The sequence below is a fragment of the Streptomyces sp. NPDC006487 genome (assembly GCF_042870555.1).
In the GTDB taxonomy this organism is placed as follows: domain Bacteria; phylum Actinomycetota; class Actinomycetes; order Streptomycetales; family Streptomycetaceae; genus Streptomyces.
The window spans coordinates 12,570-28,449 of record NZ_JBIAHN010000036.1 but is presented as its reverse complement, the minus strand read 5'-3'; the positions used below and the strand labels follow the sequence as shown (position 1 = coordinate 28,449).

The window sequence follows — 15,880 nt, the reverse complement described above, 5'->3', positions numbered from 1 at the left end:
GCCTCGATGCTGTCACGGAAGACGGGTGACCGGTCGAGCAGACCCACCGCCATCCCCACCCACTGCGACCCCTGCCCCGGAAACACGAACACGGGTCGGCGGGCACCGGAGGCAGTGCCGGTCACCAGCCGGTCGGCCGGCTCGCCGTCGGCCAGGGCGCCGAGCCCGGCCAGGAAGCCGTCCCGGTCACCGGCCACGACCACAGCACGCTCCCGGAGCGTGGCGCGCGTGGTGGCCAGGGACAGCGCGACGGCGGCGAGGTCGGTGCCGGGATCGGCGGCCACCTGGTCGCGCAGGCGCGCGGCCTGGGCGCGCAGCGCTGCGGGCGTCGCCGCGGACACGGCCCACGGCAGGGCGGACGGGGTGACGGTGTCCCCCTCCGGGTCCTTCCCGGTCTCGTCGGTCACGTCGGTCACGTCGGTCGCGTCGGTCACGTCGGTCACGTCGGTCGCGTCGGTCGCGTCGGTCTGGCCGATCGTGCCGGCCGGCGTGGCCGTGTGGTCCGGCGTCGTCGTGTCGGAGGGGACGATCTGTTCGATGATGGCGTGGGCGTTGGTCCCTCCCACCCCGAAGGAGGAGATCGCGGCGCGGCGCGGCCGACCGGTCTCCGGCCACTCCCGGGCCTCGGTCAGCAGCTGCACCGCGCCCGCGGACCAGTCCACGTACGGCGAGGGCTCGCCGACGTGCAGCGTCCGGGGCAGCACCCCGTGCCGCATGGCCTCCACCATCTTGATGACACCCGCGACACCGGCGGCCGCCTGGGCGTGCCCGATGTTCGACTTCAGGGAGCCCAGGTAGAGGGGCTGATCCTCGGACCGGCCCTGGCCGTAGGTCGCCAGGAGGGCCTGCGCCTCGATCGGGTCACCCAGCCGGGTGCCCGTACCGTGCGCCTCGACCGCGTCGACCTCGGCCGCGGTCAGACCGGCGTCGGCCAGGGCGGCGCGGATGACGCGCTGTTGGGAGGGGCCGTTGGGGGCGGTCAGGCCGTTGCTCGCTCCGTCCTGGTTGACGGCCGTACCGCGGATCACCGCGAGCACCTCGTGGCCGTTGGCCCGGGCGTCCGAGAGCCGCTCGAGGACGAGCACGCCCGCGCCCTCGGCCCAGCCGGTCCCGTCGGCGTCGGCGGAGAACGCCTTGCACCGTCCGTCGGCGGAGAGGCCGCGCTGCTGGCTGAACTCGACGAACATGCCCGGGCTCGACATCACCATCACGCCGCCTGCGAGGGCGAGGGTGCTCTCCCCCGAGCGCAGCGACCGGCAAGCCAGGTGGAGGGCCACGAGCGAGGACGAGCAGGCCGTGTCGATGGTGACGGCGGGCCCTTCGAGGCCGAAGGTGTAGGCGATGCGTCCGGAGGCCACGGCCGGGATGGTGCCTGTCAGCACGTACCCCTCGGAGCCCTCGCCCGCTTCGTGCAGCCGGGGCCCGTACTCCTGCGGGGAAAGGCCGATGAACACCCCCGTGCGGGTCCCACCGAGCGTGTCCGGCGCGATGCCCGCCCGTTCCAGCGCCTCCCAGGAGCTCTCCAGCAGCAGGCGCTGCTGCGGGTCCATCGCGGTGGCCTCGCGCGGCGAGATCCCGAACGGCTCGGGGTCGAACTGCGCGGCGTCGTAGAGGAATCCTCCGGAACGCGTGTACGTGCGACCGGGCACGCCGGGCTCCGCGTCGTACAGGGCGTCGAGGTCCCAGCCACGGTCGGAGGGGAACTCGGAGATCGCGTCCCCGCCGTCGGCCAGCAGCTCCCACAGCTCCTCGGGCGAGCGGACGCCACCGGGCAGCCGGCAGCTCATCGCGACGATGGCGATCGGCTCCTCGTCCGACGCCGTCCGGATGGCGTCGGACGAGGAGCCGGAGGCGGGTTCGCCGCCCTCCAGTTCGTCACGGAGATGACGGGCGACCTCGGCCGGGGTGGGGTGGTCGAACAGCAGGGTGGCGGGCAGCCGGAGCCCGGTCGCCGCGCTCAGCCGGCCGCACAGCTCGACCGAGGTCAGCGAGTCGAATCCCAGGTCCTTGAAACTGCGGGTGGGATCGACCTCGTGCGGTCCGGCGTAGTCGAGGACCTCGGCGGCTCGGGCCCGGACGAGCTCCAGGAGCGTCTGCCGCTCGGCGGGCTCCGGCGTACGCGATACGGGCTCGGTTACGGGCTCGGTTACGGTCTCGGACGCGGCTACGGGTACGGGCTCGGCCGTGGTCGCGATCCAGTACGGGCGGCGCTGGAAGGGGTAGGTGGGGAGGTCCGTGCGGCGTGCGCCGGAGCCTGCGAAGAAGGCCTCCCAGTCGACCCTGCCACCGTGCGCGAAGACCGTGCCGAGAGCGGAAACGAGGGTCCGGGCCTCGGGGCGGCCCTTGCGCAGGGAGGCGGCGAAGGCCGTCCCGGCCCCGCCACTCAGGGAGGTCTGCGCCAGGGCGGTGAGGGTGGCATCAGGGCCGACCTCGACGAAACGCGTAACGCCATAGGCCTCCAAAGCCCGTACGGCGCCATGGAAGCGAACGGTCTGACGGACGTGACCGATCCAGTACTCGGCGGAAGCGAACTCCTCCCCGGGGATCAGCTCACCCGTAACGGTGGAGACCACCGGCAGATCAGGCTTTGCGAAAGACAGACCCTCCACGACCGTGCGGAACTCGTCGATCATCGGGTCCATCAACGGCGAGTGGAAAGCGTGACTGACCTTCAGACGACGGGTCTTGACACCCCGCTGCGCCAGGACGGCCACAACCTCCGCCAGTGCGGAGTCGGCGCCTGAAAGGACAACAGACTCAGCCCCGTTGACCGCGCCCAGGCTCAACAGACCCTCACAGCCGACGAGCAGCGGCGTGATGTCCTCCTCGGAGGCGGCCACCGCGACCATGCCTCCACCCGCGGGCAGAGCCTGCATCAACGCGCCTCGCGCCACGACGAGCCGTGCAGCATCCGCAAGGGAAAGCACACCGGCCACATGCGCGGCGGCGATCTCACCGATCGAATGCCCCGCCAGGACATCAGGGCGCACACCCCACGACTCCAGAAGCCGGAACAGCGCCACCTCGAGAGCGAAGACCGCCGGCTGCGTCAGCTCCGTGCGATCAAGAACACCATCCGCACCATCAAAGACGTCCCGCTTCAACACCCGACCCAGCAACGGGTCGACAACCTCACACACCGCATCAAAAGCCGACGCGAACACCGGGAACGCGTCATACAACTCACGCCCCATCCCCACCCGCTGCGAACCCTGACCCGTGAACAAGAACGCCTGCAGACCCTCCGAAACCGACACACCACCCGCACCACGCCCGGCAGCCAGCTCCTCCAACGAAGCCACCAGCCCCTCACGGTCACCCGCCACCACCACCGCCCGCCGCTCGAGAGCGGACCGCGTGACCGCGAGTGAATACGCGAGGTCGGCGCGCCCCGTCTCCGGACCGTCCACCAGCCGGTCACGGAGCTGCCGCGCCTGGGCCCGCAGGGCCTCGTCGGTGCGCGCGGACAGGACGTACGGCAGCGGCCCCTTGTCCTCGGCGGCCGCCGGGGCGGGGGCCGGGGCCGGGGCCGGGCTCTCCGACAGGACGACGTGGCAGTTGGTGCCGCCCATCCCGAAGGAGGTGACACCGGCCACGAGCGGCGCGCCCTGCCCGTCCGCGCCCTGCCCGTCCGTGTCCGGTTCGGCCGCCGTCCTGGGCCAGGGGCCGTGCTCCGTACGGACTTCGAGGCGCAGTGCCTCGAAGTCGATCTCGGGGTTGGGCGTCTCGAAGTTGAGGCTGGCCGGCAGTTCCCGGTGGACGAGGGAGAGGACGACCTTGATGAGGCCCGCGATGCCCGCGGCCGCCTCCAGGTGACCGATGTTGGTCTTCACGGAACCGATCAGGAGCGGCCTGGTGACGCTGCGGTTCTCCCCCAACACCGCGCCGAGCCCGGCTGCTTCGACCGGATCGCCCAGCCGGGTGCCCGTTCCGTGCGCCTCCACGTAGGTGACGTCCGCCGGGTCGGTCGCGGCCCGCTCGTAAGCGAGCCGGAGCACGTCCTCCTGGCCGCGGGGGTCGGGCGAGGTGAGGCTCTGGCCGCCACCGTCGTTGTTGACGGCCGAGCCGCGGATCACGGCGAGCACCCGGTCGCCGTCGGCGAGGGCACGGTCCAGCCGCTTGAGTACGACGAGGCCGCCGCCTTCGCCGTGGACGAAGCCGTTGGCACGGGCGTCGAAGGCGTGGCAGCGGCCGTCCGGGGAGAGTCCGCCGAACTTGGTGGCGGCGACGAAGCCGTCCGGGACGACGTCGAGGTTGACCCCGCCGGCCAGCGCGATCTCCGACTCGCCGGAGCGCAGGCTCTCACAGGCCTCGTGCACGGCGACGAGCGAGGAGGACTGACCGGTGTCGAGGGTCAGGCTCGGGCCCCGCAGGCCCAGCAGGTAGGAGACGCGGTTGGCGAGGATGCCCCGGCTGACGCCGGTCATGGTGTGGATGCCGACGGCTTCCAGGCCCTGGCGCTGCGTCAGGGTCGCGTACGAGTCCGCCATCGCACCGACGAACACGCCGACCCGCCCGCCCCGCACCCCGGCGGGGACGATCCGTGCGTGTTCGAGGGCCTCCCAGGCGAGCTCGAGGGCGAGTCGCTGCTGCGGGTCCATGGCCGAGGCCTCTCGCGGGGAGATGCCGAAGAACCCGGCGTCGAATCCCCGGATGTCGTCCAGGAATCCGCCCCGATTGCTGATCGACCGCCCGGGCGCCGCGGGGTCCGGGTCGTGGAGGGCCTCCGCGTCCCAGCGGTCGGCGGGCACCTCGGTGACGGCGTCGGTGCCGTTGCTCAGCAGGGTCCAGAAGGCCTCGGGGCTTGCGGCCCCGGGCAGCCGGCAGGACATGCCGATGACGGCTACGGGGGCGTGCGGGGGCATGGCTGTAGGCATGGAAGAGGGCATGGCGGATCTGCTCCTTGGCCCTGGGCGCGGGCGTGATGTGGAGACGTACGGCAGCAGTTTCCGTACGCGGGGCGGCATCCGGCTCCCGAGTGGCGCTTCGGGGAGCCGTTGGGGACGAGGGCGGTCAGGCCGTGCCGACGGGGCCCGTCAGGCCTTGGTGACGGGGTGCGCGACCACGGTGCCGGAGGTGAGGGCGTGGACGTAGTCGGCGTCGGCGATGGGCGACCCGACCACCTCGTGGGGAACGTCGAGGCCGTCCGCGAGTTCCAGGGCGTGCGGGGCGACGCGCTGACAGAGCGCGTTGACGCGCTGCGGGAGGGACCGGACCTCGTCCGGGTCGAGAAGGCCGTTGGCGAGGTACCAGCCGTCGTGGGCGGCGATCTCCTCGAGGACGTAGAGGGCGCACAGGTCGGTCAGTACGGCCTTGGTGGCGGGCTCGTCGACCGACTCCAGCGCCGCTCGGACGGTCCCGAGGACGAGGGAGAGGGCGTGTGCCTCGGAGAGGGACTCGGCGAGGGCGTTGTGCTCGTTCCACATGTCGAGGGAGGACGTCCCGGCCGCGGTGGCCTCCCGCAGGCCGGCGGTGAGCTCCGCGTGCAGCATCCGTTCGCGGGCTCCGGCCAGCGCCGTCCAGACGTCCGGGGTGAAGCGGTCACGCGCGGCCCTGTCGGGCGCCTCGTCGACGGGCGGGGCGTACTCCACGCCGGCGGCCAGGGTCAGGGCGCCGTCGAGCAGCATCATCTGGTTGTCGGCCGCGGCGGTGCTGAAGGAGTGCGCGAGGCCCTGGTAGTCGAGGTGGCGGCTGTCCGCGAAGAAGCCCAGGGCGCCGGCGGCCTGGCGGCCCCGTACGGTGACGCGCTCGGCGAGGCGGTCGACGGTGACCTTGAGCAGCGAGGTCGTACGGATCGTGCGGGCGCTGACGGCGGGCTTCTCCGGCGTGGCCACCGACTTGGCGACGATCCCCGCCACGTACGCGGCGGCGAGGGCGCCGAAGAGCGGGCGCTGCTGGTTGCGGTACGCGATGACCGGGAGATCGGCGGCGTGGCGGCCCGAGGTGCGCCGGTGGTGGGCGTGCCGTACGGAGACGGCGGCGCTGGCCCGGCTGACGGCGGCCAGGCCGGTGATGGCGGCTTCCCAGGCGTGGCGGATGACGCTGAGCAGGCGGCGGGTGCGGGTGAGGGCGTCACCGGCCGGGTCGGTGAACTCGCCGGCGGGGGTCAGTGTGGCGCCGTCCCGCAGCCAGTGCCGGAAGGGGATGCGCACGTCGTCGAAGGAGACGAGCGCGCAGTCCAGCGGCAGCATGGCCGTCGGCCGTTGCGGCGCGATGCGCACCCCCGCGCAGGGCTGTCCGTCGGCGTCCCGGATCGGTACGACGAAGAAGAACAGTCCGCGGTCGATGCCGTCGGCGACGAGGCGCGCGCTGACGACGGCGGTGCGCGGCACGGGGGTGGAGACGCCCGGCGGGAACTTCACCGCGGCGGCGTCCGGGGTCCTCAGTACGAACTCCTCGCGCCGGGCGTCGTAGACGGCCTCGGTGCGGATGGCGGCGTTGCTGTTGCCGCGGCCGACCTCGGTCATCATCAGCGCGCCGATGGAGTCCATGTCGACCAGGGACCGTACGACGTCGGCAAGGTCCTCGCGGCCGCCGCCGAAGTCCCGGATCGCGCCCATGGTGGTGCAGTGGTGCAGGAAGACGGCGTAGAAGAGCGAAGGGTCCGCGAGAGCGGCGTACTCCACGACGGCGAAGAGCCGTTCCCGGTCCTCGAGGAGCGGCTCGGCGAGGCCGAGGCGGTCGTTGAGGTGCTTCAGACGCCGGTACGTCAGGGCGCAGCGCGCCGAGTCGCTCAGGTCGGCGGGCCGGTCGAAGACCGGGTCCGCGAACACCTCGCCGAGCTGCTTGGCATGCTGCGCGTACGCCGGATCGTGGATGAGTGCCGTCAGTGCCGAATGCAAAGTAATTCCCCCGTTGTGCATATTGCGTCGTGCGCGGTGCGTCCTGCGAGTACCGGGTACCGGACCGGACCCCTTGTGGGCCGGTGCGGATTCCGGGTCACATGTTGATCATGTGACCTGCCAGTCCGTGGATCGCTTCCTGGACGGCCTCACCCAGCGTCGGGTGGGCGTGGACGTTGCGGGCGAGTTCGGTGACGGTGAGGTCCCATTGCTGGGCGAGCGTCAGTTCCGGCAGGAGTTCGGTCACTTCGGGGCCGATCAGATGGGCGCCGAGAAGTTCTCCGTGGCGGGCGTCGCTGATGAGCTTGGCGAATCCGCCCGTTTCACCCAGGCCGTGGGCCTTGCCGTTTGCCATGAAAGGGAATGTCGCGACCCGGACGTCGAATCCCTGGGCGCGCGCCTGCGCCTCGGTCCAGCCGAAGCTGGCGATCTGGGGCTGGCTGTACGTGGCCCGCGGGATCATCACGTAGTTCAGCTCGGCCGTTTCCACGTTCGCGAGGGTCTCGACCGCGACGACGCCCATGGCTTCCGCCGCGTGGGCGAGCATCAGTTTGGCGGTGACGTCTCCGATGGCGTAGATGTGCGGCACCGAGGTCCGGCAGCGGGCGTCCACTTCGACGGCGCCGCGTTCGGTGAGCACGACGCCGGTCTTCTCCAGCCCGTAGCCCTCGACCCGGGGCTGGAATCCGATGGCCTGGAGCACCTTGTCCGCTTCGAGGACCCGCTGCCGGTCGCCGCTGGTGACGGTGATCCGGAGCTTCTCGCCGGACTCGTCGATGCCGTCGACGCGGGTGGAGGTGAGCACCTCGATGCCGAGCCTCTTGTACCGCTTGGCGAGTTCGGCCGAGACCTCCTCGTCCTCCAGCGGTGCCATGCGGTCCTGGAATTCGACGATGGTGACCTTCACGCCGTAGTTGTGCAGTACGTACGCGAACTCGATGCCGATGGCGCCGGCTCCGGCGATGACGATGCTCTCGGGGAGCCGGTCCGCGAGGATCTGCTCCTCGTACGTGACGACCCGCTCGCTCAGCGAGGTACCGGGCAGGAGTCGCGGGGTGGCGCCGGTGGCGATGACGCAGTGGTCGAAGGTGACGTCCTGGGCCGCACCGTCGCCGCCGACGACGTGCAGGGCCTTGGGCCCGGTGAAGGATCCTCGCCCCTCGAGCTGCGTGATCTTGTTCTTCTTCATCAGGTAGTGGACGCCCTTGACCCGGCCGTCCGCCACGCGCCGGCTGCGCTGGAACGCGGCGTCGTAGTCGAAGGAGACGGTGCCCTCGACCTTGATGCCGAAGGTCTTGGTCTCGTGGGTGAGGATGTGGGCGAGCTCGGCATTGCGCAGAAGCGCCTTGGAAGGGATGCAGCCGACATTGAGGCACACGCCTCCCCAGTAGCGCTCCTCGACGATGGCGACATCGAGGCCGAGCTGAGCGCCCCGAATGGCCGCGACGTATCCGCCGGGGCCTGCCCCGAGGACCACCAGATCGAAATGCAGAGCCACATCTCCTCCTCACCCTCGCTGGCGTTGCGGGGCACTCGAAACGGCCGGTGAGACCTGCCGGGTCCCCACCCATCGTGATGGGGAAAAGAATTCCGGATGGTTCCCGGACGGATCTTTTCCCCTTCGCCCATTCACGCCTTTGTGCGGGCCGGGTGGGAACTCCAGCCGGTTCCTTGACGCGGTTCATGATGGCCGATCGCGGCAGTCGCGGATCGCGACGCGTGGGGTTTCTGTCAGGTCCCGGCTGCGGCTGCGACGTTGCCCCGGTGGCGGCCGGAGCCGGCTGCGCGGTGCCGCCCTCGACGCTCGGGGACGTCCCCTCCCCGGGAGGCCGCACCAACCCCCTTGCCAAATGGTCAAGACTTGTTGACCATTGAGGACATGCCTGCCGACGAGCTTCCCGAGACCGTTCACATCACCACTGACGAGCAACTGCGCGCCGTCTCCAACCTCACGCGCCACCGGATCATGGCCGTGCTCCGCTTCGAGCCGGCGACGATCACACAGATCGCCCAGCGGGTGGGGCTCGCGAAGGGGAGCTCCAGCTACCACGTGCGGCTGCTGGAGCGGGCCGGCCTGGTGAAGGTGGTGCGGACCCGGAAGGTCCGGGGGGTCACCGAGCGGTACTACGCGATGGCCGCGCGGTCGATCGTGCTGCCGGACCCGGGCGAGGGCGGGCCGGATCTGCTGATGCGGCACGCGGTGGCGGACCTGGAAGCGGCGCCCGCGGCGGGCGAGCGGCACGTGCGGATGGCGCACCTGCGCCTCACCGAGGAGCAGTTCGCGGAGCTGGGGGCGCGCATGGAGGCCCTGGCGGACGAGTACCGGGAGCTGTCCGATCCGGCGCTGCCGGACGCGTCACTCGTCTTCGCCCTGTTCCACCCGGCACGGCGCGACCAGGCCGAGGGGGACGCCAAGTGACCTCGGACATCAAGAAGTTGACCCCCGGGTTCGGCCGACTGTGGACCGCGCAGACGGTGTCCTCGCTCGGTGACGGGGTGACACATGCAGCGCTGCCCCTGCTCGCACTGACGTTGACGCGGGATCCGATGGCGCTGGCCGTCGTCACGGCGGCCGGAACGCTGCCGTGGCTGCTCTTCGGGGTGCTCGGCGGCGCGCTGGTGGACCGCTGGGACCGCCGGCGCACGATGTGGGTCGCGGACGCGGCGCGTGCGGTGCTGCTCGCGATACCGGCGGCCGCGGCAGCCCTCGACGTGCTGAGCATTCCGCTGCTCGCGGTCGTCGCCTTCCTGCTCGGGCTCGGCGGGCTCTTCTTCGACACCGCCGCCACGGCCTACCTGCCGGATCTGCTCGGCCGCGACCCCGTGCTCCTGGAGCGCGCCAACTCCCGCCTGCGCGGCAGCCAGACCGCCGCGTCCGGCTTCGCGGGGCCGCCCGCGGGCAGCGCCCTGCTCGCGCTCGGGCGGGCCGTTCCGCTGCTCGCCGACGCGGTGTCGTTCGCGCTCTCCGCACTGCTCGTACGGTCGTTGCCCGCCGCGCCCCGGCCCGTACCGCAGGCCCGTGAGTCGCTGCTGCGCCAGGCGCGGGCCGGCGCCTCGTACGTCTTCCGGGACCGGCTGCTGCTCGGGCTCGCGCTGCGCCCGGCGGTCGGGAACATCGCCTTCCTCGCCGTGGAGACCGTGCTCGCCCTCTTCGCGCACGACCGGCTCGGCATCGACACCTTCGGCTTCGGCCTGCTCCTCACGGCGGAGGCCACCGGTGGCCTGCTCGGCGCGGGCATCGCCTCCTTCCTCGGCCGCCGGCTCGGCACCGGCACCGCGCTCACCTGCACGGCCGCGGTCGAGGGACTCGCCATCCTGGGCCTCGCCGTCGCCCCGAACCCGTACGTCGCCGGCCTCGCGCTCGCCGTCTGCGGAGCGGGCATGGGCGCCACGATGGTGCTCGCGCCCTCCCTCCGGCAGGCGATCGTCCCCGCCCACCTGATGGGCCGGGTAGCCTCGACCTCCCGCATGCTGGCCATGTGCGCCGCCCCGTTCGGCGCCTTCCTCGGCGGCTGGCTGGCCACCTCGTACGACATACGCACCCCGCTCTACGCCGCCTCCGGCCTCCTCCTCACCATGACCGCCATCACGGCGAACATGACCGGCAACCGCCGGGTCGAGGCAGCCCTGCGCGCCGCCGCCCCGACCGGCGCCCCCGGCAGCCCGGAACCCGGGGATCCCGCGCGGGTAGCCGCACACGAATCCGCCGGAACGGCCTGACCCGGCGGAAGATCCCGCGACGGTGACCGGCAGGCCGCCGCGCGGGTTTGCCGGAGGGACTCACCGCTCCCGGCTGGTGACCAGCAGGCCTCGGGTCCAGGCGGTCAGCTGTCGCACTATGGCGGTGGCGTGGGCGCTGCGGCGCCGGGAGAACGGCAGGACCAGGAGGGCGGGCACCGAGGAGAGCGTCACGATGACGACGGGCACGAGCGCGAGCCCGACGATGAGCACCCGCGCAGCCCATCGGGCGCCGGCGACGGTGACGGCACAAGTCCATGCGGCGGTGGCCATGGGCGGGTTCCTTCCAGGAGCGGCTGATTGACGACCTCAGCGTGGGGCGGGCCGGATAGGCTGCGAAAGCCGCAAGGGTTGCCAGTACGGATGCAAGGCACGGGGGAGGCCGCGATGCCGGAGATGGCACGCTCAGCTGCGAGTTCGTCCGCGACCGAGCGGGGCGAGACGCCGGAGGTTGCGGCCCTCGGCAACACGTTGACAGACCTGTTCAAGACCCTGGGCGTATCGCAGGAGGCGTACGCGGTTCGCGTCGACTTGCACGCCTCCACCGTCTCCCGCTTCCTGAACGGGCGCCGGCTCGCCACCGAGGACTTCGTCGACCGCCTCATCCGCGAGACGGAACAAAGGCTCGGCAGCCCCCTCATGGAGGAGGCCAAGGCCGAGGTCCACCGCCAACGCCTGGCGGCCCTGCGGTCCACCAACCCCGCCGGGTACGAACTGGAGTGTCTCCGGCAGGAGATGACGCGCTCCCAGCGCACCATCGCCCGCCTGACCCGTCAGGAGGAGGCACTGCACGACCTGTTGGCGAAGCGCGAGTCCGAGGTCGTGTCCGTGAGGGGCGAACTCGACTCCCTGCGCCGCGACTGGTCGGCGGACCTGACCGCCGCCACCCGCCGCGAGGTCGAGCTCCGCGCCGCGCTCGACGACCAGACCACCGTCCGCGACGCCCTCCTGGCCGAGATCGCGCGGCTCCGCGCCGATCTGGCCGATACGTCCGCCCTCCGGGCCGATGCCGAGACCCGCTGCCGGGACCTGGAGGACCGGGTACTGGCCATGGAAGAGGAACTGGCCGGGCTGCACCGGGACGGCCGGACGCCGATCGACGTGCTGCTGAGGCGCCTTGAGGAGTTCCGGTCCAGCGGTGACGTACGCACACTGGGCCGCGAGCTGGCCGATGTGGCCTGGGCACGTCCGGCCGGGGAGATCGTGGCGGTCCTGCAATGGCTCGGGGATGCGGGTGAGCGTTCCAGGGCGGAGTCCCTGCTCAGGGACTCCGCGCAGTCCCGGCCCCTCGGCGTTGTCACGGAGATCGGTGACGTGATGCCTGCGGGGCCGTTCCAGAAGGCCTTCAGGTCCCATCTCGTCCGGTACGCCGCCCTGTTCCGGTCCGTGCCGGAGCTGGCCGCGCTGCACCGTCACTGGCACGGCGGGACGTGGCACGCGCCGGATGACGTCCTGGTGTGCCTCCTGCAGACCGATCGGCCGGCCGCCGAGGTGCTGGAGGTGATCTCGCTCCTGTCCGGCGAAGGCACACCGGTCCTGCCGAGCCTGTCCGCGGCCGCCGGCGTCTGCCGTCCTCCCGACCGCGTGGTGGCGGTTCTCGCGGAGCTCGCCCACCGCGGTGACGAGCACCTCGTCCGGATCCCGTTGGGACACCTGATGAGGAACGTCCACGCCGCGGGGCTGGGGCAGCCCTTTGCCGCCGACCTGATGATGCTCCCCGAGGACCGGCGGCACGCCCTGTGGGAACACATGGCCGCGGCGCCGATGAGGACCCTGCTGGACTTCCTCGACACCCTCGACTCTTCGCCCACGACGGCCCAAGCGGCCGCGGAGCTGCTCGGCCGGGTCGAGGCCACGGGCCGTGGAGCCGACGTGCGTTCGTACCGGGGAAAACGCGCCCGGGCGTACCCGCACCACGAACCGGAGGCGGCTGCGGACGGCGGGTGACCCGAGCGAAACCGGACGGCCGTGGCCGGAGAAAGGGCGAAATCACGCCACCGGGTCGCAATGCCCGAGTGACGAGTAGCCGCGCGCATGAGCCTCGCTCGGCCATGGACCCGTCGGCCGTCCGAACAGCCGGGCCAGTCGACCGGTTGGCGGGTTGGCCGGTTGGCCGGTTGGCCGGTTGGCCGGTTGGCGGGAATGGGCGGCGAAATGGCCGCCCATTACGTCCATTCCTTTCCAGAGGTCCGTATGAGTCGGCGTCGACGGCCGGCTGCTTGACCGCGGGCGCCTGATCGTGGGTACTCGATCGCGCCGGCTCGCTCACATCGGCCCGGCCCGGCCCGGCCGGTTTCCACCGCGTCCCGCTTGAACTCCCCCTAATCCGGGGCAACACCCACGAGAACGCCCCCATCCCGGATCCCCCGATCCGATCCTCAAGAGATGTCCACAAATGGGGGCAAGACCTCGTACGTGCCCGGCGCCAATGCACCGGGGGCCGCAACCTGCCGATGAGGCCCGCCCGTCCGGGGTTCGGCCGGCAGCGCGTCGGATAGATGTGAGAGATCACCGCTGCTCTCGTGAAGAACTGCTTAACAGATCGATTGCGAGACGAGCGGGCGGCACCGGATACAGGGGATCGAAAGGCCATGTCAACCCGCCGTCGTGGCAGCCGGGTTGGGCGGATGCGGTGCTGTAGCGGGCGTCCTGGGGGCCGAAGATCCGGTGATAGCATCCCCGCATCTGTGATCTTGTTCCATTTCGACACAGATGCTGATTTGGATCGGCGGCATGCTCTCCGCGTAACAGCAGGTGAACCGTGCCGATCAGCTGTGTTGCGGGGCCTCGCGAGGTGTATCTGCAGCCGTCCGCATGGCACGCGCCGGGAAAGGTTTCCATGAATCGAGACGCACTTGTGTGGTGCCTGGTTGCGCTGGCGGCGATAGCCGTTGCCGCGGTCGTGGCACTCGTCGCCCGCAACAGAGCTCTGGGGGCGAAGAAGGAGCACACCGAGGCCGAGCTGAGGCACCAGCTGCTCACGGCGGACAGCTACCTGCACGCGTCGCACGCCGAGCTGCAGAGATTCCGCAGCGAGCAGGACGCCACGCTCCGCGCGGCGAAGGAAGCGGCGGAGGAGAACACCAAGGCCGTCCTCAAGGGTGCCGCCAGCCTCCTCCAGAGCCTCGCGGCCGAACAGACCACGCTTCTGGACGGGATTCAGCGCAAGTACGGCGGACACACCGTCCTCGGCGACCTGTTGGACGTGAACCACGCCAACGCCCAGATGGCGCGCAAGGCTCAGGGCATCGCCGTCATGTGCGGTGCGCCGCTCGGCCGTCGCAACAGGCCGGCCAGCGTCTACGACGTGGTGCGCAGTGCCCAGGGCCAGATCCGCAACTTCCACCGGGTCGCCATCATGCAGCAGACCAGTCTCGCCCTGAAGGCGTCGGCGGTCGCGCCCGTGGCCCTCGCCGTCGCGGAACTGCTCGACAACGCTGCCAGCTTCTCGCAGCACGACGCGCCGATCGAGGTGACGTTCCAGCGCGTCCAGAACAACCTGTGCATCGTCATCGACGACGCCGGTGTCAGCATGAACGACGAAGAGCGTCAGCGGGCGACCGCGCTGCTCTCCGGGGAAATCGCCCCCCGCCTGTCGCAGCTCGGGACCCAGCCGAAGTTCGGCTTCCCGGTCATCGGCCTGATCGCGCGCCAGCACGGATTCAAGGTCGACGTCACCGGAGTCTCCCGGTACGGCGGCGTCAGGGCCGTCGTCCTCTTGCCCGAGGAGCTGTGGACCATGGAGGAGATACCGCCCGTCCAGGAGGCTCCGGTCAGCGAGATCCGGCGCGCCGCCGACAGCCGGCCGCCGCAGGGCGCGACGCCCCAGAGCGCGACGCCCCAGAGCACGATGCCCCTGAGCCCGACGGCGCGCACCATGCACGGTCTGCCCAAGCGCGGCGCACGCCAGGCGCCCATCGCGAGTGTTCCCGATCCGGACGCCGCCGCACCGGCGCCGCGGACCTCGGGGGAAACGGGCCGCGCCTCCGGGCGCAGCCTGGGCGCCTTCCAGCGCGGCACGCTCTCCGGTCGCAACCCTGACGCCACCTCGTTCGAAGGGCCCGAAGAGGCATGACCGCAGACCTCTCGTGGATGCTCGAGGACATCGTGCAGAACGTGCCCCGTGCGCGGCACGCCGTCCTGCTCTCCGCCGACGGCCTTCCTCGCGGCGCGACCGAGGGCCTGGCCGAGAAGGACGTACGCACCATCTCCGCGGCCATGGCCGGGATGCAGTCGCTCAGCAGGGCGACGGCCCACTTCGCCGGGCCGGAGGAGGACCGGCAGTGGAACCAGACCATCATCGAGTTCTCGCACGGCTGGAGCTTCCTGATCGGGGCGGGGCAGGGCTCCTACCTCGCCGCGGCGGCGGCGCCCGATGTGGACATGCAGCAGATCTCCTTCCGCATGCACCGCCTCGTCGCCCGGCTGGGCAACAACCTCACCTCTCCCCCGCGGGTGAGCACCGAGGACGCCGGAGGCCCGCGCGGGAGCGCGCCCCGGCAGCAGAGCGCCGGTGACGCGGGATTCGTCCTCGGCGAGCTCGACCGGGTGATGTCGGAGGTCAAGGGCGCCCGCCACGCCGTGCTGCTGGGATCGGACGGCCTTCCCCGCGGGGCGACCGACGGGATGAGCCGCGATCTCGCGGACACGATCTCCGCGGCCATGACGGGCATCCACGCCTACAGCCGGGTCACCTCCCAGTTCGCCGGGGCCGTCGAGGACGCGCAATGGCGTCAGACGGTCATCGAGTTCCAGCACGGCTGGATCTTCCTGATGGCGGCCGGACCCGATGCCTTCCTGGCCGCTGCCGCCGAGCACGACTGCGACATAGAACAGTTCACGACGCGTCTGCACGAGGTGGTTCCCAGACTGACCGCGACGGCGACAACGGGGAAGGGAACAGGCCGTGCCTGATGGGTTCGAACAGGACGAAGAGCTGGAACTGACCTCTCCGTTAGTCCCGCTCTTCGTGATCACGAACGGACGAGCACTGCCCCCGGAACACGAGTACGAGCACACGACGCTCGTGACGGCGGCGGTGGAGAACGGACGGGCCGCGGCGCGCACGCTGTCTCCGGAAGCGGGGCGGGTCATGGAGCTCGTCGCGGACGGCTTCCTGTCCGTGGCCGAGGTGGCCGGGCACACGCACCTGCCCCTGGGCATCGTCCGCATCCTGCTGGCGCAGTTGGAGGATGACGGTCTCATCCTCGCGAGGACACCGATACCGCGCGCCGAACGTGTCGACAGAGAACTGGTCAGCGCCGTGCTCGAGGGCCTGAAGAATCGATTCGGAGCGTAAA

General features: G+C 71.3%; 10 protein-coding genes. 6 read left to right on the top strand and 4 right to left on the bottom strand.

Features of this window, described 5'->3' with window-relative positions; all coding sequences use genetic code 11:
- From ACFYM0_RS37335 to lpdA, 3 genes are all read right to left on the bottom strand, one after another.
- A partial coding sequence (locus ACFYM0_RS37335; protein WP_388510024.1) for a beta-ketoacyl synthase N-terminal-like domain-containing protein occupies nt 1–4,889 on the bottom strand: 4,889 nt, incomplete at its 3' end.
- Nucleotides 4,890–5,036: 147 nt separating this feature from the next.
- Nucleotides 5,037–6,842, bottom strand: a complete 1,806-nt coding sequence (locus ACFYM0_RS37330) for an acyl-CoA dehydrogenase (RefSeq protein ID WP_388510023.1) — start codon at nt 6,840–6,842, stop codon at nt 5,037–5,039.
- Nucleotides 6,843–6,939: 97 nt separating this feature from the next.
- Nucleotides 6,940–8,340, bottom strand: coding sequence for a dihydrolipoyl dehydrogenase (gene lpdA, locus ACFYM0_RS37325; RefSeq protein ID WP_388510021.1), 1,401 nt, complete (start codon nt 8,338–8,340; stop codon nt 6,940–6,942).
- A 381-nt stretch (nt 8,341–8,721) separates the two neighbouring features.
- On the opposite strand from lpdA, the gene ACFYM0_RS37320 reads away from it, so the two are divergent.
- Both ACFYM0_RS37320 and ACFYM0_RS37315 read left to right on the top strand, forming a co-directional pair.
- Nucleotides 8,722–9,261, top strand: coding sequence for an ArsR/SmtB family transcription factor (locus tag ACFYM0_RS37320; RefSeq protein WP_388510019.1), 540 nt, complete (start codon nt 8,722–8,724; stop codon nt 9,259–9,261).
- The gene (locus ACFYM0_RS37315; RefSeq protein ID WP_388510017.1) at nt 9,258–10,562 is read left to right on the top strand and encodes an MFS transporter; all 1,305 of its coding nucleotides are present in this window, start codon (nt 9,258–9,260) and stop codon (nt 10,560–10,562) included. The genes ACFYM0_RS37320 and ACFYM0_RS37315 overlap by 4 nt, the downstream gene beginning before the upstream one ends.
- A 60-nt stretch (nt 10,563–10,622) precedes the next feature.
- On the opposite strand, the gene ACFYM0_RS37310 is transcribed toward ACFYM0_RS37315, so the two are convergent.
- Complete coding sequence (locus ACFYM0_RS37310) at nt 10,623–10,853, bottom strand: hypothetical protein (RefSeq protein ID WP_388510015.1); 231 nt, start codon at nt 10,851–10,853, stop codon at nt 10,623–10,625.
- A gap of 123 nt (nt 10,854–10,976) precedes the next feature.
- Here ACFYM0_RS37310 and ACFYM0_RS37305 point away from each other — a divergent pair, with 123 nt between their 5' ends.
- The 4 genes from ACFYM0_RS37305 (at nt 10,977) to ACFYM0_RS37290 (ending at nt 15,879) form a co-directional block, all read left to right on the top strand.
- The gene (locus ACFYM0_RS37305; RefSeq protein WP_388510013.1) at nt 10,977–12,527 is read left to right on the top strand and encodes a helix-turn-helix domain-containing protein; all 1,551 of its coding nucleotides are present in this window, start codon (nt 10,977–10,979) and stop codon (nt 12,525–12,527) included.
- Nucleotides 12,528–13,419: 892 nt separating this feature from the next.
- Complete coding sequence (locus ACFYM0_RS37300) at nt 13,420–14,655, top strand: ATP-binding protein (protein ID WP_388510011.1); 1,236 nt, start codon at nt 13,420–13,422, stop codon at nt 14,653–14,655.
- Nucleotides 14,652–15,494 carry a roadblock/LC7 domain-containing protein gene (locus tag ACFYM0_RS37295; RefSeq protein ID WP_388510008.1) on the top strand — a complete coding sequence of 281 codons (843 nt, stop codon included), beginning with the start codon at nt 14,652–14,654 and terminating at the stop codon, nt 15,492–15,494. Before ACFYM0_RS37300 ends, ACFYM0_RS37295 begins: the two co-directional genes overlap by 4 nt.
- Nucleotides 15,487–15,879: a DUF742 domain-containing protein gene (locus ACFYM0_RS37290; protein ID WP_388510006.1), complete on the top strand. Its 393-nt coding sequence runs from the start codon at nt 15,487–15,489 to the stop codon at nt 15,877–15,879. The genes ACFYM0_RS37295 and ACFYM0_RS37290 overlap by 8 nt, the downstream gene beginning before the upstream one ends.
- Nucleotide 15,880: the final 1 nt, after the last annotated feature.

Excerpts from the sequence above, each read along its gene's own strand:
- ACFYM0_RS37305 (WP_388510013.1), top strand. The coding sequence starts at position 10,977 with ATGGCACGCTCAGCTGCGAGTTCGTCCGCGACCGAGCGGGGCGAGACG.
- ACFYM0_RS37320 (WP_388510019.1), top strand. The coding sequence starts at position 8,722 with ATGCCTGCCGACGAGCTTCCCGAGACCGTTCACATCACCACTGACGAG.
- ACFYM0_RS37300 (WP_388510011.1), top strand. The coding sequence starts at position 13,420 with ATGAATCGAGACGCACTTGTGTGGTGCCTGGTTGCGCTGGCGGCGATA.
- ACFYM0_RS37295 (WP_388510008.1), top strand. The coding sequence starts at position 14,652 with ATGACCGCAGACCTCTCGTGGATGCTCGAGGACATCGTGCAGAACGTG.
- ACFYM0_RS37310 (WP_388510015.1), bottom strand. The coding sequence starts at position 10,853 with ATGGCCACCGCCGCATGGACTTGTGCCGTCACCGTCGCCGGCGCCCGA.